General features: G+C 71.7%; 12 protein-coding genes. 7 read left to right on the top strand and 5 right to left on the bottom strand.

Annotation, left to right across the window (positions count from 1 at the left end):
• Positions 1–132: 132 nt before the first annotated feature.
• A complete protein-coding gene (locus tag EW117_RS24810) occupies positions 133–1077 on the bottom strand; it encodes an ROK family glucokinase (RefSeq protein ID WP_129789411.1) in 945 nt (314 codons plus the stop codon).
• 165 nt (positions 1078–1242) lie between these two features.
• Here EW117_RS24810 and EW117_RS24815 point away from each other — a divergent pair, with 165 nt between their 5' ends.
• Entirely contained in the window at positions 1243–3075 is a 1833-nt protein-coding gene (locus EW117_RS24815; RefSeq protein WP_129789412.1) for an AMP-dependent synthetase/ligase, read from the top strand.
• Positions 3076–3206: 131 nt separating this feature from the next.
• Here EW117_RS24815 and EW117_RS24820 read toward each other — a convergent pair whose 3' ends face one another.
• Positions 3207–3752 (bottom strand): GNAT family N-acetyltransferase, encoded by a 546-nt coding sequence (locus EW117_RS24820; RefSeq protein ID WP_129789413.1) that lies wholly within the window; start codon positions 3750–3752, stop codon positions 3207–3209.
• 387 nt (positions 3753–4139) lie between these two features.
• Here EW117_RS24820 and EW117_RS24825 point away from each other — a divergent pair, with 387 nt between their 5' ends.
• Both EW117_RS24825 and EW117_RS24830 read left to right on the top strand, forming a co-directional pair.
• Positions 4140–5366: a pyrophosphate--fructose-6-phosphate 1-phosphotransferase gene (locus EW117_RS24825; protein ID WP_129789414.1), complete on the top strand. Its 1227-nt coding sequence runs from the start codon at positions 4140–4142 to the stop codon at positions 5364–5366.
• Between the two features lie 43 nt (positions 5367–5409).
• Entirely contained in the window at positions 5410–6789 is a 1380-nt protein-coding gene (locus tag EW117_RS24830; protein ID WP_129789415.1) for a class II 3-deoxy-7-phosphoheptulonate synthase, read from the top strand.
• A 73-nt stretch (positions 6790–6862) separates the two neighbouring features.
• Here EW117_RS24830 and EW117_RS29550 read toward each other — a convergent pair whose 3' ends face one another.
• On the bottom strand, positions 6863–7228 hold the full coding sequence (locus EW117_RS29550; protein WP_242504540.1) for an Rv2175c family DNA-binding protein: 366 nt from the start codon (positions 7226–7228) through the stop codon (positions 6863–6865).
• Positions 7229–7345: 117 nt separating this feature from the next.
• Here EW117_RS29550 and pknB point away from each other — a divergent pair, with 117 nt between their 5' ends.
• Positions 7346–9244 (top strand): Stk1 family PASTA domain-containing Ser/Thr kinase, encoded by a 1899-nt coding sequence (pknB, locus tag EW117_RS24835; RefSeq protein WP_165362856.1) that lies wholly within the window; start codon positions 7346–7348, stop codon positions 9242–9244.
• A 78-nt stretch (positions 9245–9322) separates the two neighbouring features.
• Here the strand turns inward: pknB and EW117_RS24840 are convergent, their stop codons facing one another.
• Together EW117_RS24840 and EW117_RS24845 are read right to left on the bottom strand one after the other, a co-directional pair.
• The gene (locus EW117_RS24840; RefSeq protein WP_129789417.1) at positions 9323–10471 is read right to left on the bottom strand and encodes a polyprenyl synthetase family protein; all 1149 of its coding nucleotides are present in this window, start codon (positions 10469–10471) and stop codon (positions 9323–9325) included.
• 9 nt (positions 10472–10480) lie between these two features.
• Entirely contained in the window at positions 10481–11050 is a 570-nt protein-coding gene (locus tag EW117_RS24845) for a hypothetical protein (RefSeq protein ID WP_129789418.1), read from the bottom strand.
• Positions 11051–11180: 130 nt separating this feature from the next.
• Between EW117_RS24845 and EW117_RS24850 the strand changes: the two genes are divergently transcribed.
• From EW117_RS24850 to EW117_RS30345, 3 genes are all read left to right on the top strand, one after another.
• On the top strand, positions 11181–12593 hold the full coding sequence (locus EW117_RS24850; protein ID WP_129789419.1) for a DUF4192 domain-containing protein: 1413 nt from the start codon (positions 11181–11183) through the stop codon (positions 12591–12593).
• 39 nt (positions 12594–12632) lie between these two features.
• The gene (locus EW117_RS24855) at positions 12633–12998 is read left to right on the top strand and encodes a universal stress protein (RefSeq protein WP_129789420.1); all 366 of its coding nucleotides are present in this window, start codon (positions 12633–12635) and stop codon (positions 12996–12998) included.
• A 364-nt stretch (positions 12999–13362) separates the two neighbouring features.
• Complete coding sequence (locus tag EW117_RS30345) at positions 13363–15051, top strand: RNA polymerase sigma factor (RefSeq protein ID WP_242504541.1); 1689 nt, start codon at positions 13363–13365, stop codon at positions 15049–15051.
• Positions 15052–15094 lie beyond the last annotated feature (43 nt).

The raw sequence follows: 15094 nt of genomic DNA on the forward strand, positions 1-15094 counted from the left end.
AGATCGAACCGCAGCGAAGGTTGCGGTTCGATCTCGCCACGGTTCTACTTCGCCCTGGTTCTACTTCGCCCTGGTTCTACTTCGCCCTGGTTCTACTTCGCCCTGGTTCTACTTCGGCGCTCGGGTCTGGTCTCAGCGGCGGGCGAGGTCCGCCGCGCCCACTATGCCGGCCTCGTTGCCGTGCTCGGCCAGCTCGATCTTCGCCACGGGACGGTGCCCCATCGCGGACAGCTGGGCCTCGAATCCCCGGCGCACCGGGCCGAGCAGCAGGTCGCCCGCCGCCCCGACGCCGCCGCCGATGACGATCAGCTCCGGGTCGAGAAGGGCCGCCACCGACGCCGAGCCCTCGCCGATCCAGCGCCCGAGGGTCGCGAGCAGCTCGACCGACAGCGGATCGCCTTCCTGGGCGGCCTCGGTCACCATCTTGCCCCGGATCTCCTCAGGGTCGCCGCCGGCCAGCTCCAGCAGCCGGGCGGCCTGGTCCACACGCGCGACGGCGGCGTGCTGCGCGTCGCGCTCGAGCGCGCTGCCCGAGGCGTACTGCTCCCAGCAGCCCTCGTGCCCGCAGCCGCAGTAGTGCCCTTCCGGAACCACTCGCATGTGCCCGACCTCCGCGGCCATGCCCCACTTGCCGCGCACGAGCTCCCGCTCGGAGATCACGGCGCCGCCAAGACCGGTGCCGATGGTCAGCATCAGCATGTCCGTGGCGTCCCGGCCCGCGCCGAACCGGAACTCGGCCCAGCCGGCGGCGTTCGCGTCGTTCTCCACCACGATGGGGAGGTCGGCGTCCACCAGCTCGGCGACCTTCGCGGCCAGCGGGTACTCCCGCCAGGCGATGTTGGGGGCGAAGTTCACGGAGGTCCGGTCCGGACTGACGAAGCCGGCGGCGGCGAGCCCGATCGCGCCCACCTCGTGCTCCTTGACCAGCTCGTTGCAGGCGTCGGCGATCGCTCTGTCGATGTGCGCGACGTCGTCGGCGTCGGTCTCCCGGCGCACCTGGGCGAGGATCTTGCCCTCCTCGTCGACGACTCCCACAGCGATCTTCGTGCCGCCGATGTCGACCCCGATGGCGTGCATTCGTCCTCACGTTCTCTCGTTGCACGACGGTCCTGCGGGCCGTCGAAAAGGAGGTTGCACCGAGTAGGTGCGCACAACCAGGGTAGCGACCGCTCGAGGTGCAACACGCGGCGTCCGTTTCCCGGTATCTTTGCAGGCACGGTCAGTACTGCCACTGGAGTCAGAATGGACGAGATCTTCAGCCCGATTCTTATCGAGCTACCCCCCACCTCCAATCTCAACGATGTTCTCGCGGAGCGTGTCGGCGCCGGTGCCGACAAGCCGATGATGGAGGTTCCCACCGGTAAGGGTGAGCCCTGGCGGGTCGTCACGGCCGGCCAGTTCGACGCCGAGGTGGTCGCCGTGGCGAAGGGCCTCGTCGCCCGCGGGATCGAGCCCGGGGACAGGGTCGGCATCATGTGCCGCACGCGGTACGAGTGGGCGGTGCTGGACTTCGCGGCCTGGGCCGCCGGCGCCGTCCCGGTCCCGGTCTACGAGACCTCCTCGGCCGAGCAGGTCGAGTGGATCCTGTCGGACGCCGACGTGAAGCTGGTCTTCACCGAGACCGCTGCCAACGCCGACACGGTCGCGGAGGTGCGCGCAGCCTGCCCGCACGTGACCGACGTGCTCGTCATCGACGACGGCGCGCTGGACGCGGTGGTGGCCGAAGGCACCGACGTGCCCGATGCCGAGATCGCCCGCCGCCGGGGCCTCGACGACCTCGACGACCTCGCCACGATCATCTACACGTCGGGTACCACGGGCCGCCCGAAGGGCGCCGAGCTGACCCACCGCAACTTCGCGTCGCTCGCCGTGAACGCGGTCGAGGCCGTGCCGGAGGTGTTCGCCAAGGAGGGCGGACGCACCCTCCTGTTCATCCCCATGGCGCACGTGTTTGCGCGCTACGTCCACGTGCTCGCGGTGGCGGGCGGTGTGGTCACCGGGCACTGGGGTGACACCAAGACGCTGGTCGACGGCCTGGGCGAGTTCAAGCCGACGTTCATCCTCGCGGTGCCGCGGGTGTTCGAGAAGGTCTACAACACGGCTGAGCAGACGGCGGCGGCCGGCGGCAAGTCGAAGATCTTCCATTGGGCCACGGCGACGGGCATCGCGTGGTCGCGGGCGCTGGACACGCCGTCGGGCCCGAGCCTCGGCCTGAAGCTGCAGCACGCGGTCGCCAGCGCGCTGGTGTTCTCGAAGCTGCGGGCCAAGCTGGGTGGTCAGGCGGAGTTCGCGGTCTCGGGCGGCGGCCCGCTGGGCGAGCGCCTCGGCCACTTCTACCGTGGCCTGGGCCTCACGGTGCTTGAGGGCTACGGCCTCACGGAGTCCACGGCGCCGGCAACCGTGACCCGCCCGACGGCGACGAAGATCGGCACGGTCGGCCCGCCGCTGCCGGGCTGCGCCGTCAAGGTCGCGGCGGACGGCGAGATCCTCCTCAAGGGCTCGAACATCTTCCGGGGGTACCACAACAACGAAGCCGCCACCGCGGAGTCGTTCACCGAGGACGGCTGGTTCCGCACCGGCGACCTGGGCGTTCTGGACGACGACGGGTTCCTCATGATCACCGGCCGCAAGAAGGAGATCATCGTCACCGCGGGGGGCAAGAACGTGGCACCCTCGCTGCTCGAGGACCGGATCCGGGCGCACGCCCTGGTCAGCCAGTGCGTGGTGGTCGGGGACGCCAAGCCGTACATCGGGGCGCTCGTCACGCTCGACGAGGAGGGCCTGCCGGGCTGGCTGAAGATGCACGGCAAGCCCGCCATGTCCGTCGACGAGGCCAGGAAGGACCCCGACGTCCTCGCCGCGCTGGACGCCGCCGTGCAGCGCGCCAACAAGGCGGTCTCGAAGGCCGAGTCGATCCGCAAGTACACCGTGCTGCCGACCGACCTGACCATCGAGAACGGGTACCTCACGCCGAAGCAGAGCGTGAAGCGCGCGGTGTTCCTGAAGGACTTCGACCAGGACGTCGAGCGGTTGTATGCGGACAAGAACAAGGACAGCCTGCACCTGATCGGCTGACGGGCCTGACCGGCTGGCCTGGTCGGTCAGCGGGTTCCGACTTCGGTCGGTTGCATGCGAAGCGCAGTGACCGATCTCATCTCGGGGCCGGTGCATCCGACCGAAGTCCCGACGGCCGCGCCAGTCGTGCCCTACCTCGTCGTGAGGGCGATCCAGGTGTCCGGCGGTAGTTCGGGGCGGCCCGGCACGGCCCGGTGCTCCTCGGTCCACGCCTGCCCGACGGCGTCGGTCGCCACCGCCCGCCAGAAGTGCACGGCCGGCTGGTTGGCGTCCTGGAACGCGATCTCCCAGCGCCCCGGGAAGCTCGCCAGGACCTGCGCCGCGAGCTGTCGGCCGACGCCGGTCCGGCGCGCCCCGCGCACCACGAAGAACGAGCTGAGCACGCGGGTCGGGCCGTCGAGCCCTCGCACCAGCGCGAACCCGACCGGCGACGCCGGGGCGCCGTCGGCGGGCTCCAGGTGGGCGAGCAGCCCGCGCCAGGCCGGGTCGGTGAACGCGGCGTCGAGCCGTTCACGCCGGAACTGGCCGCTCGGGTCGGGCAGGGCTCCCGAGACCTCGGACATGTCATGCCGGAACAGGAGCCAGAGCCGCTCCAGGACCGGGTGGTCGGCGGGCGCCGTCGGGCGGATGGTGAGGCGTGCGGGCGGGGAGCCGTTGGTCAGCAGGGAGTTCGTCATAACGAAAAGTCTCCCGGGCCACTAGGCACCGGGAGACTCAAGAGAATTCTCTCACGAGCCACCGACCGGAGTCGAGACGCAAGTTGCGCGTCACACCCGTCGGCGTGGAACCGCACCGTGCACGTCACCGCCAGCGTCGACCCGAAAGTTGCGTGTCGATCGGCGCTCGCATCGACCCGCAACCTGCGGTTCGGCGCCGGTGGTGCCACGCGCAACTTGCGGTTCGGCGTGCCGGGGTGCTGGCGGACGCCGTCCGGCAGGGTGCTCATTCACCGGACGTGCCGGGCGGGGGTGCCAGGCGTCAGTAGGATGACGACGAAGGGTGCCGCGCGGGCGATCGCCGGCCATGGCGCCCCAGAAATTTCCCTGATGAGAGGTGCTCCTCCGATGGCTGTTCGTCGTGTGGCCCTGCTGACCGCCGGCGGCTTCGCGCCCTGCCTGTCGTCCTCGGTTGGCGGCCTGATCGAGCGTTACACCGAGCTCGACCCCGAGATCGAGATCATTGCCTACCTGCACGGCTACCACGGCCTGCTGACCGGCAACAAGATCGAGATCGACGAGGACGCTCGCAAGCAGGCCCCGATCCTGCACCGGTTCGGCGGCTCGCCGATCGGCAACTCCCGCGTGAAGCTGACCAACGTCAAGGACGCGGTCAAGCGCGGCCTGGTCAAGGAAGGCCAGGACCCGCTGCACGTGGCCGCCGAGCAGCTGAAGGCCGACGGCGTGGACGTCCTGCACACGATCGGCGGTGACGACACCAACACGACGGCCGCCGATCTCGCGGCCTACCTGCACGAGAACGGCTACGAGCTCACCGTGGTAGGCCTGCCGAAGACGATCGACAACGACGTGGTGCCGATCAAGCAGTCGCTCGGCGCGTGGACCGCCGCCGAGGAGGGCGCGAAGTTCGCGGCCAACGTCATCGGCGAGAACCGCGTGGGCCCGCGCATGCTCATCGTGCACGAGGTCATGGGCCGGCACTGCGGCTGGCTGACCGCCGCGACCGCCGGGAAGTACCGCGAGTGGCTCGACGAGCAGGAGTGGGCTCCGGCCCTCGGCCTGTCCCGCGAGCGCTGGGACGTGCACGCGGTGTTCCTGCCCGAGCTGGAGATCGATCTCGAGGCCGAGGCCAAGCGCCTGCGCGGCGTCATGGACGAGATCGGCAACGTCAACATCTTCCTGTCGGAGGGCGCGGGCATGCACGAGATCGTGGCCCAGCTCGAGGCTGCCGGCGAGACGGTCGAGCGCGACCCGTTCGGGCACGTGAAGCTCGACACGATCAACCCGGGCCAGTGGTTCGCGAAGCAGTTCGCGGAGAAGCTGGGTGCGGAGAAGACGATGGTGCAGAAGTCGGGCTACTACTCGCGCGCCGCGGCCGCGAACAGCGACGACCTGCGCCTGATCAAGTCGATGACCGACTACGCGGTGGAGTGCGCGCTGCGCGGCGAGTCCGGCGTCATCGGCCACGACGAGGAGGACGGCGACCGCCTCAAGGCGATCGCGTTCCCGCGGATCGCCGGCGGCAAGGCGTTCGACGTCTCGCAGGAGTGGTTCGGCGAGCTCCTCGCGGACATCGGCCAGCCCCTCGTGCCGGCCGCTCTGGCGGAGCACTGACCACCGTGCGGGCACCACACCGGCCGGTGCACCAGGCACGCCGATGAGTACCGTCACCGATCCGGCCGAGCGGTCGGCGGGCCCCGAGCGATCGGCGGGTCCGGCGGGCCTGGACCACTACCGCACGCTCGAGGCGCGGCAGCAGCCGACCTGGCCGGACGCCGACGCGCTCGCGGCGGCGACCGGCCGGCTGGCCCAGGCGACGCCGATCGTGGTGCCCGCACAGGCCGACACCCTGACCGAGCGGCTGGCCGCCGCCGGCCGGGGTGAGGCGTTCCTGCTCCAGGGCGGGGACTGCGCGGAGACGTTCGCCGAGGCGAACGCCGACCGCATCCGCAACAAGGTCCGCACCATCCTGCAGATGGCGGTGGTGCTGACGCACGGCGCCAGCACGCCCGTGGTGAAGATGGGCCGCATGGCGGGCCAGTACGCCAAACCGCGCTCCAGCGACACGGAGACGCGCGACGGCGTCACGCTGCCCGCCTACCGCGGCGACATGATCAACGGCTTCCCGTTCACGCCGCAGGACCGTATCCCCGACCCGGAGCGGCTGGAGCAGGCCTACCGGATCTCGTCGGCGACGGCGAACGTGGTGCGAGCCTTCACGCAGGGCGGCTTCGCCGACCTGCGGCAGGTGCACGAGTGGAACCGCGGCTTCATGCGCAACCCCGCCTACGCGCGGTACGAGAAGACGGCGGACGAGATCGACCGCGCCATCCGGTTCATGCATGCGTGCGGCGCCGACTTCGACGCCCTGCGCACCGTCGAGTTCTTCCTGAGCCACGAGGCCCTGGTGCTCGACTACGAGCGCGCACTGACCCGCACCGACCAGCGCACGGGCCGCGCCTACGACACCAGCGCGCACTTCCTCTGGATCGGGGAGCGCACCCGCCAGCTCGACGGTGCGCACGTCGACTTCATGGCCCGCATCGCCAACCCGATCGGCGTGAAGCTCGGCCCGACGACGACGCCGCACGACGCCCTGGCGCTCACCGAGCGGCTGAACCCCGAGAACGTCCCCGGACGGCTCACGTTCGTCACCCGCATGGGCGCCGGGCAGGTCCGGGACGTCCTGCCGGCTATCGTCGAGGCCGTGACCTGGTCCGGCGCGAACGTCACGTGGGTGACGGACCCGATGCACGGCAACACGATCACGTCCGACAGCGGCTACAAGACGCGCCGCCTCACGGACGTGCTCGACGAGGTGGCCGGTTTCTTCGAGGTGCACCGGGCGCTGGGCACCGTGCCGGGCGGCCTGCACATGGAGCTCACGGGCGACGACGTCACCGAGGTGCTCGGCGGGTCGGAGGAGATCTCCGACGCCGGTCTGGCCCTGCGTTACGAGACCCTCGTGGACCCGCGCCTGAACCACCAGCAGTCACTGGAGCTGGCGTTCCAGGTGGCGGAGATGCTCCGCCAGTAGCCGCTTCGTTGTGAGCGCGATCGTTGCGCCCAAACCGGGCAGGTAGTCGCAACGATTGCGCTCACAACAAACGTCAGAGCTGCGTCTGCGCCACCCGGCGCACCGCGGCGCGCTTGCCGTTGATCAGTGCGTCCACCGGCAGCTCGCCGAGCTCGTCGTTCGGCGTGAACAGCCACTCGAGGATCTCCTCATCGGCGAACCCGGCGTCCGACAGCACGATCACGGTGCCGCGCAGGGTCGGGATCACGCCGGGGCGGCCGTCGACCTCCGGCAGCACGAACTTCGCGGGCACCTGGAAGGCCTTGTTGGGGCCGCGCTTGATGCCCACCACGTACCGGTCGCGAACGAGGCCGCGGGCCTTGCCGACCTCGATGTCGAGGGTCTCGGCGAGGTCGGGCAGGGTCAGCCATTCGCCCACGAGGGCGTCGAGATCTGTCACGGTAGAAAGCGTACGGCGTGGGCGCGAGGCCGGCGCACGGCAACGATCCGGCAACGGCCCGCGGTCCACTATGGGCGTTTCATTCAGCGCGTGGGTGGTCACCCGTACACTCCCAACGTGGCTCAGGTGACGGCAGACTCTCTCATCGGCCGCCTGGTCGACGGGCGGTACGAGATCGTCGCGCGCGTGGCGCGGGGCGGGATGGCCACGGTCTACCGCGCGCAGGACACGCGCTTGAACCGCGAGATCGCCCTGAAAGTGATGCATCCGCACCTGGCCGACGGCGACCAGGCGGCCAGCTTCCGCCAGCGTTTCGAGCGCGAGGCGCGCTCCGCGGCGGGCCTGCAGCACCACGGCGTCGTCGCCGTCTACGACCAGGGCACCGACGGCGACATGCGCTACCTGACCATGGAGTACGTGCCGGGTACCAACCTGCGCCAGCTGATCCGCGACGGCGACCTCACGCTGCGCCGCACGTTCGCGATCCTGGACGTCGTGCTGTCCGCGCTGGCGGCCGCGCACACCAAGGGCATAGTGCACCGCGACATCAAACCCGAGAACGTGCTGCTGGAGGAGGGCACCGGCCGCCCCAAGGTGGCCGACTTCGGCCTGGCCCGCGCGATCTCCGAGGTGTCGAACACGACCACGGGCACCGTGCTGGGCACCGTCGCCTACCTGGCGCCCGAGACCATCTCGACCGGGCACGTCGACGCGCGCGCCGACGTGTACGCGGTGGGGATCCTCGCGTTCGAGATGTTCACGGGCCGTCTGCCGCACCAGGGGGAGGGGCCCATCCAGGTCGCCTTCGCGCACGTCAACAGCGACGTGCCGCCCGTCAGCGCGTTCGCCGGCCACCTGGGCCGCCCGCTGGACCTGCTGGTCCGCGCCCTGACGGCGCGCGACCCGGGCCAGCGCCCGCGCGACGCCTCGGTGGCCCTCGACGCGCTGCGTAACACGTTCCGGCAGATCCCGAACGAGGTGCTGGACATCCCTGCCAAGGCCGCGCCACCGCCGTCGGCGGCGGCAGTGAAGGCAGCGCGTACCGCCGTGGTGGAGCGGCCGCCCGCCGGGCAGTGGGCGGCCCAACGGCCGCCCGCGCCTCCCGTGCAGACGGAGGCGGCACCGGCGCGGCGACGGCGCGGCGGGCGGATCCTGCTGGCGGTCGCGGTGGTGGCGGTCCTGCTCGGCGCCTGGTGGTACACGGAACAAGGCCCCGGCGCCTACGCGGTGGTGCCCGACGGCGTCGTGGGCGTCACCGCGCAGGAGGCCGAGGACGTGCTGACCGAGGCGGGGTTCACGCCGTCGAGCGTGAAGCAGCACGACTCCGAGGTGCCCGAGGGCGAGGTGATCTCGGTGGAGCCGGCCGAGGGGCTGCGCTGGGAACGCGACCGCCCCGTGCGCCTGGTGGTCTCGCTCGGGGAGGAGCTCGCAGAGGTGCCGGCGGGCCTGGTCGGCATGCGCGAGCGCGACGCGCGCACCGCTCTGAGGGACGCGGGCCTGAGCGATGTCGAGGTCTCCCGCGAGTACACGAACGACGCCGTGGCCGGTGAGGTCATCTGGGCCTCGGTGCGCGACGGCGACATGGTCCCGACGGACGAGCACGTGCGGCTCACCGTGTCCGACGGGCCGCCGCCCGTGACTGTGCCAGACGTCGCCGGCCTGGGGGTCGACGACGCCATCGGCGCGCTGGGCGCCGAAGGGCTGAAGGTGGCGCGTGAGGACCGCTTCAACAAGGAGACGCCGGCCGGCACCGTGATCCGGACCCAGCCCGGCGGTGGCAGGGGCGCCGCGCAGGGCAGCACCGTCACCGTCTTCGTCAGCAAGGGCCCGGAGGGCAGCGTGCCCGACGTCGTCGGCCTGTCCGTCGAGGACGCCACGGCTGTGCTCAAGGAGGCCGGTTACACGGTGGCGGTGCGCGGCTTCGGCGAGCTGTTGGCCGACGGCGTCGTCGAGACCGAGCCGGCGGCGGGCGAGCGCCTGAAGCCGGGCGGCAAGGTCACCATCTGGACGCTGTGACCTGACTCAGTCGTGACCTGACCCTGCTGACCTGACCCTGCTGACCTGACACAGCGGGCGGCTCTGTGAGCGCCGGGCTCAGGCGGCCCGGTCAACGGCGGCGTGGGCCAGGTCCGTGAGCACGCCCCGGCCGGGCTCGCTCAGGTCGGCGAGGTCCAGCAGCGCGTGGGCCCGGACGGCGAGGTCGGCGATGAGCTGCTCGACGGCCTCCAGTGCCCCGGAGCGGACGATCACCTCGCGCACGCGCGCCACGTCCTCGTCGGACAGGCCGGGGTCGCCCAGCGCGGTGGTCAGGGCGGCGGCCTCGGGGCCGTCGACGTCGGGCAGCAGCGCCAGCGTGCGTGCCACGACCACCGTGCGCTTGCCCTCGCGGAGGTCGTCGCCGGCGGGCTTGCCGGTCACCGCCGGGTCGCCGAACACGCCGAGCACGTCGTCCCGCAGCTGGAACGCCTCGCCGAGGGGCTGGCCCGCCGCCTCGATCCCGGCGGCGGCCTCGGCGCCCGCCCCGGCCAGCAGCGCGCCCAGCGCGAGCGGCGCCGCCACCGAATAGCTCGCGGACTTGGCGCGCAGCACCTTGCGGGCGCGCTCCTCGTCGGAAGCCGGGTCGTCGCCCCAGGGCTCGGCCTGGACCAGCACGTCGAGGTACTGGCCCACGACCACCTCGCTCTGCATCGCGTCGAAGCGGGCGCGGGCAGCCTCGGCGACGTCCGGCGGCAGCGGAGCGAGCGCCGCCGACAGCTCCCGCTGCGCCGCCAGGAGGACGAGGTCGCCGAGCAGGATCGCGGCGGCGTCACCGAACCGCGCCGGCTCGCCGGCCCAGCCCGCCTCGGCATGCCGGGCGGCGAACGCGCGGTGCGCCGTGGGCCGCCCGCGGCGCGTGTCGGAGTTGTCCATCACGTCGTCGTGCAACAGCGCCGCCGCCTGGAAGAGCTCGAGCGCCGCACCCACACGAACCGTCGCGACCCGGGCCGGGTCCAGGCGATCCGGGGAGCCGCCGTGCGCGCGGAAGGACCAGTAGCAGAACGCGGCCCGCAGGCGCTTTCCGCCGTTGAGCAGCCCCGCCGCCTCGCCGACCATGGCCTCCGCGCTCGGGCTGATCGCACTGACCTCGGCGGCCAGCCGGCCGAGGTGGGCGGTCACGGCCGCGTCGACGTCGGCACGAAGGTTCTCGGCGTCGAGGAGGGCTGCGGGGTTCAAGGCACCGGTATGGGCGGGTGAGACGGACACGACCCCAGCCTATGGGGTGCGGACGGTGCCACTGATCGAGGCGAGCCGCCGGTCGCCGTCGTCGAGCACGCCCACGACCAGCGACTCCTGGACCTCGCCCGCCTTGGTCTGGGTCACCCGCAGGAACGCGGTCTGCTCGGTCAGGCCGCTCGAGTCCGGCGCCGCGATCTGCTTGAAGCCCTGGCCGACCAGTATCGACTCGGCCTGCTCGACGACCTTCTTCGCCGAGAGACCGGACGCCAGGTTGAGCGTCACCTGCGTCATCGGGGTGCTCTTGGTCTTCGAATCCTTGGGCGCGGCCACGGGCTGCGCCGACGAGGCGAGGATGGTTGCGCCCTTCGGCAGCGGGAACAGGTCGGCGGGGAACCCCTGCGCGTACGTGCCGACCGCCGACGAGGGGTCGAAGGTCGGCAGCTCGGTGGGCCCGTCCGACGCGACGGTGCGCGGCTCCGGCGTGCGCTCCGCGGTGGTGGCGGACGCCGGTGGCTCCGTGCCCGCGCCGCACCCCGCGGTCGCGAGCGCCAGCCCGACGGCGGCGGCGAGCGCTGCCGTGCGGCGGCCGGAGGCGAGGTGGGGCACGTCGGACACGGTAGCCCGAGAGACCCTCGTGAGGACAGCGCACCGCTTGGAGGTCAACCACAGGCGATCCGTTGTCCACACGGCCCGCCTGGGCGCGCAGGTGCTCTGCCAGGCGGCTGGGATCGATGACATGAACCCCAAGGACATCACCTCCAAGAACCTCGGCCGCCGGACAGCGCTGCCGAACGCCACAGTGGTCCGTGTGGCCGGACCCGAGGATCTGCTCGCCTACATCCCCTACCGGCTCGGCTTCGAGCCCGCGGAGTCCGTTGTCGCGGTGAGCCTGACCGGGCCGCGCCAGCGCGTCGGGCTCGTGGCACGCGTCGACATCGACGACCTCCGCCTGCGCCGGCCCGACGAACCGGACGGGCCCGACGGCGCGGCCACCGCGCGCTGGCTCACCGACCACGTGGTGGCCGACGGCGCGGACCGCGCCGTGGTGGTGCTGTACACGGCCTCCGACGCGACGGCGCCGTACGGACCGCCGCGGCGGGCCGCGGAGGTGCTGCGGGCACGGCTCGAACGGCGCCTGCCCGGGGTCGAGGTGTGGCTCGTCGCCCCCACGGGCTTCCGGGCGCTCGACTGCACCGATCCCGCATGCTGCCCGCTCGGGGGCCGGCCCCTGGGCGCGCTCAAGAGCAGCCGGGTCGCCGCCCACATGGTGCTGGACGGCCGGACCGTGGCCCGGACCCGCGAGGAGCGGTACGCGCTGCGGCCCGCACCGGAGGTGGCACGCACCCGGGCGCGGCGCGCGGCGGCGCGCTGGAGCGACACCCACCGGCGGCTCCTGAACGGGACCCGGTTCCCGGACGGCTGCGCGCCCATCGACCGGGCGGTGCAGGTCAGGGTGGCGGTGCCGGACGACAGGGCTGCGCCGGTCGAAGAGGCGATGCCGGTCGAAGAGGCGATGCCGGTCGAAGAGGCCGTTCCGGTCGAAGCGGCGCAGGCCGTGCGCGCCCAGCAGGCGCTGGCGGAGTGGGGAGCCGAGAGCCTCGGCGTATGGCGCACAACGGTCCGCGGAGCGGCTGGCGCGGGCCCCGGCCAACCCGTGGTGCTCTCGCCGGTCGACCTCGGCAAGATCGGCGCGGCGCTCGCGGACACGCCGGTGCGGGACGCCGTGCTGCTCAGCCTGGCGCCAGGGACCGAGGAGACGGCGCTGCGGACCGCGCGGCGCGAGATGGACGGCGACACGGACACCGCCACGGGGACCGTCATGGCCCGGATCGTCGACCCGGAGCAGGGCGTCCCGCCGGACGAGGAGATCACCCGGCCGGCCCGCGCGGTCCTGGAGGCGGTGGTCACGCACGTGCCGCGCAACCGGCGCGCCCCGGCGTACCTCCTGCTGGCCCTGATCGCGTGGTGGCACGGTGACGGCGGTCTGGCGGCCGAGCGGGTGTCGGACGCACTCGGGGTGGACCCGGACTACCGGCTGGCGCTGCTGCTGCGTGGCGCGATCGTCGGGGGAGTCCCGCCCGGATGGGTGCGGCGCGACCGCGCCGCCTTCCACGACGGGCAGGAGCCGGAGGACGCGGCCGCCGTGTGAGGCACTAACTGGGCCTGGTGTGGGGTAGCGTCGGTGGACATGACGATCGTCGTCGGCCACCTCGCCACGCCCGAGGGCCAAGAGGCTCTCAGTACCGCTGTCATCGAGGCCAGGGAGCGCAAGGTCCCGCTGGTCGTCGTCACGAGCGGGAAGCGCCCGCTGGAGGAGTGCCAGGCCGAGACCGACGAGCTGGTCGGCCGGCTCGGCCCCGAGGTGGACGTGCGGGTCGAGCAGGGCACCGGCGATCTCGCCGAGGACCTGATCCGCACCGCGACCAGCACGGGCGCGGGGCTGATCGTCATCGGGCTGCGCAAGCGCAGCCCGGTCGGCAAGCTGATCCTGGGTGCGGGCGCTCAGCGGATCCTCGTCGAGGCGCCCTGCCCGGTGCTGGCCGTCAAGGTCTGATCCGAGAGGGTCTGATCCGAGAGGGTCTGATCCGAGAGGGTCTGATCCGAGAGGGTGGCCGTCCGGGCCTGGTCCGCCGTCGGATCAGGCCGGGACCGGGCCGTGCTCCGAGCCTGTTCCTTGGCTTGGTCGCGGGCATCTTGCCGCGACCGGGAATGGTCGGGCCACCTCGTTCGTTGACTCTTGGCACGCGAAAACAGATACACCCGCGGGGCAGCCCCGCCCGACGTGACTTCGAACTGACTTTGCCCGTATCACCGCGTTCGTCGCGGTGTACACGGATGCCGACTGTACAATATATATGTTCGCCGGCGGAAGAAGAAGGTCCAGTGAAGGCCCCGCCGGCGGTACACCGCCCCCTCGAATGCCGAAAGGTCGGTTTGTGGCGCCCACTCCGCTGAAAGCCCTCCAGGACATCGCTCCTGTTCCTGCACGCGACAACCTGCCCCGTGAGTTCGAGCATCCTGCCCTGCAGGAGCTCCTCGCTCGCGGCGCCGCCGACGGCTCGGTCGACGCCGAGAACTTCCGGCGTGCATGCGAGACCGCGGAGGTCGGTGACGCCAAGCGGCTCAAGGCGGTGCTGCGTGCGCTGGCCAACGCCGGTGTCCAGGTCGGCCTGCCCACCGTGACCAAGGTGGCCGCTGCTGCTGCCACCCGCTCCACCGCGGTCGCCGCGAAGGCGCCCGCGGACGGCGACGCCGAGGCTTCCGCGAAGCCCGCGCGCCGCACTCGCTCGACGGCCGCGAAGACCTCGACCGCCAAGAAGGCTCCGGCGCGCTCCACGGCGAAGCCGAAGGACGCCGACGAGATCGAGGAGGTGGACGACATCGATCTGAACGAGGTCGACGACCTCGACGAGGACGCCACGAGCACGCGGAAGAAGCCGGCGGCGAAGGCCGCCGCGAAGAAGCCCGCTGCCCGGGGCAAGTCGAAGTACGACAACATCGAGCCCGACGGCGTCGCCGTCGAGGACCCCGAGGAAGAGACCGACGCCGGTCCCGAGATCGTCACCAAGGCGACCCGCGGGCGCGGTGGCAAGGCCGCGAAGGAGGGCGACGAGAACTCCGGTTTCGTCGTCTCCGACACGGACGACGACGACCAGCCCGCGCAGCAGGTCGTCACCGCCGGCGCCACCGCCGACCCGGTCAAGGACTACCTGAAGCAGATCGGCAAGGTCGCGCTGCTGAACGCGGAGCAGGAGGTCGAGCTCGCGAAGCGCATCGAGGCCGGCCTGTTCGCGGAGGAGCGCCTCGCCACCACGGAGTTCAACCGCGACGACAAGGACCAGCGCCGGTTCGAGCGTGACCTCAAGTGGATCGCGCACGACGGCAAGCGCGCCAAGAACCACCTGCTGGAGGCGAACCTCCGCCTCGTGGTCTCCCTGGCCAAGCGCTACACGGGCCGCGGCATGCTGTTCCTGGACCTGATCCAGGAGGGCAACCTCGGTCTGATCCGTGCGGTCGAGAAGTTCGACTACACCAAGGGCTACAAGTTCTCGACGTACGCCACCTGGTGGATCCGCCAGGCGATCACTCGCGCCATGGCCGACCAGGCCCGCACCATCCGTATCCCGGTGCACATGGTCGAGGTCATCAACAAGCTGGCCCGTGTGCAGCGCCAGATGCTCCAGGACCTGGGCCGCGAGCCCACGCCGGAGGAGCTGGCCAAGGAGCTGGACATGACCCCCGAGAAGGTGGTCGAGGTCCAGAAGTACGGCCGCGAGCCCATCTCGCTGAGCACCCCGCTCGGCGAGGACGGCGACAGCGAGTTCGGTGACCTCATCGAGGACTCCGAGGCCGTCGTGCCGGCCGACGCGGTGTCGTTCACGCTCCTGCAGGAGCAGCTGCACCAGGTTCTCGACACACTCTCGGAGCGCGAGGCCGGCGTGGTCTCCATGCGGTTCGGCCTGCAGGACGGCCAGCCCAAGACGCTCGACGAGATCGGCAAGGTCTACGGCGTGACGCGCGAGCGAATCCGCCAGATCGAGTCCAAGACGATGTCGAAGCTGCGCCACCCCTCGCGGTCGCAGGTGCTGCGCGACTACCTCGACTAGCCACGACCTCGGCGCACGACCCTTACGCCGGGCGGGTGAACTT

Source organism: Promicromonospora panici (genome assembly GCF_900608595.1).
Classification (GTDB): Bacteria; Actinomycetota; Actinomycetes; order Actinomycetales; family Cellulomonadaceae; genus Promicromonospora; species Promicromonospora panici.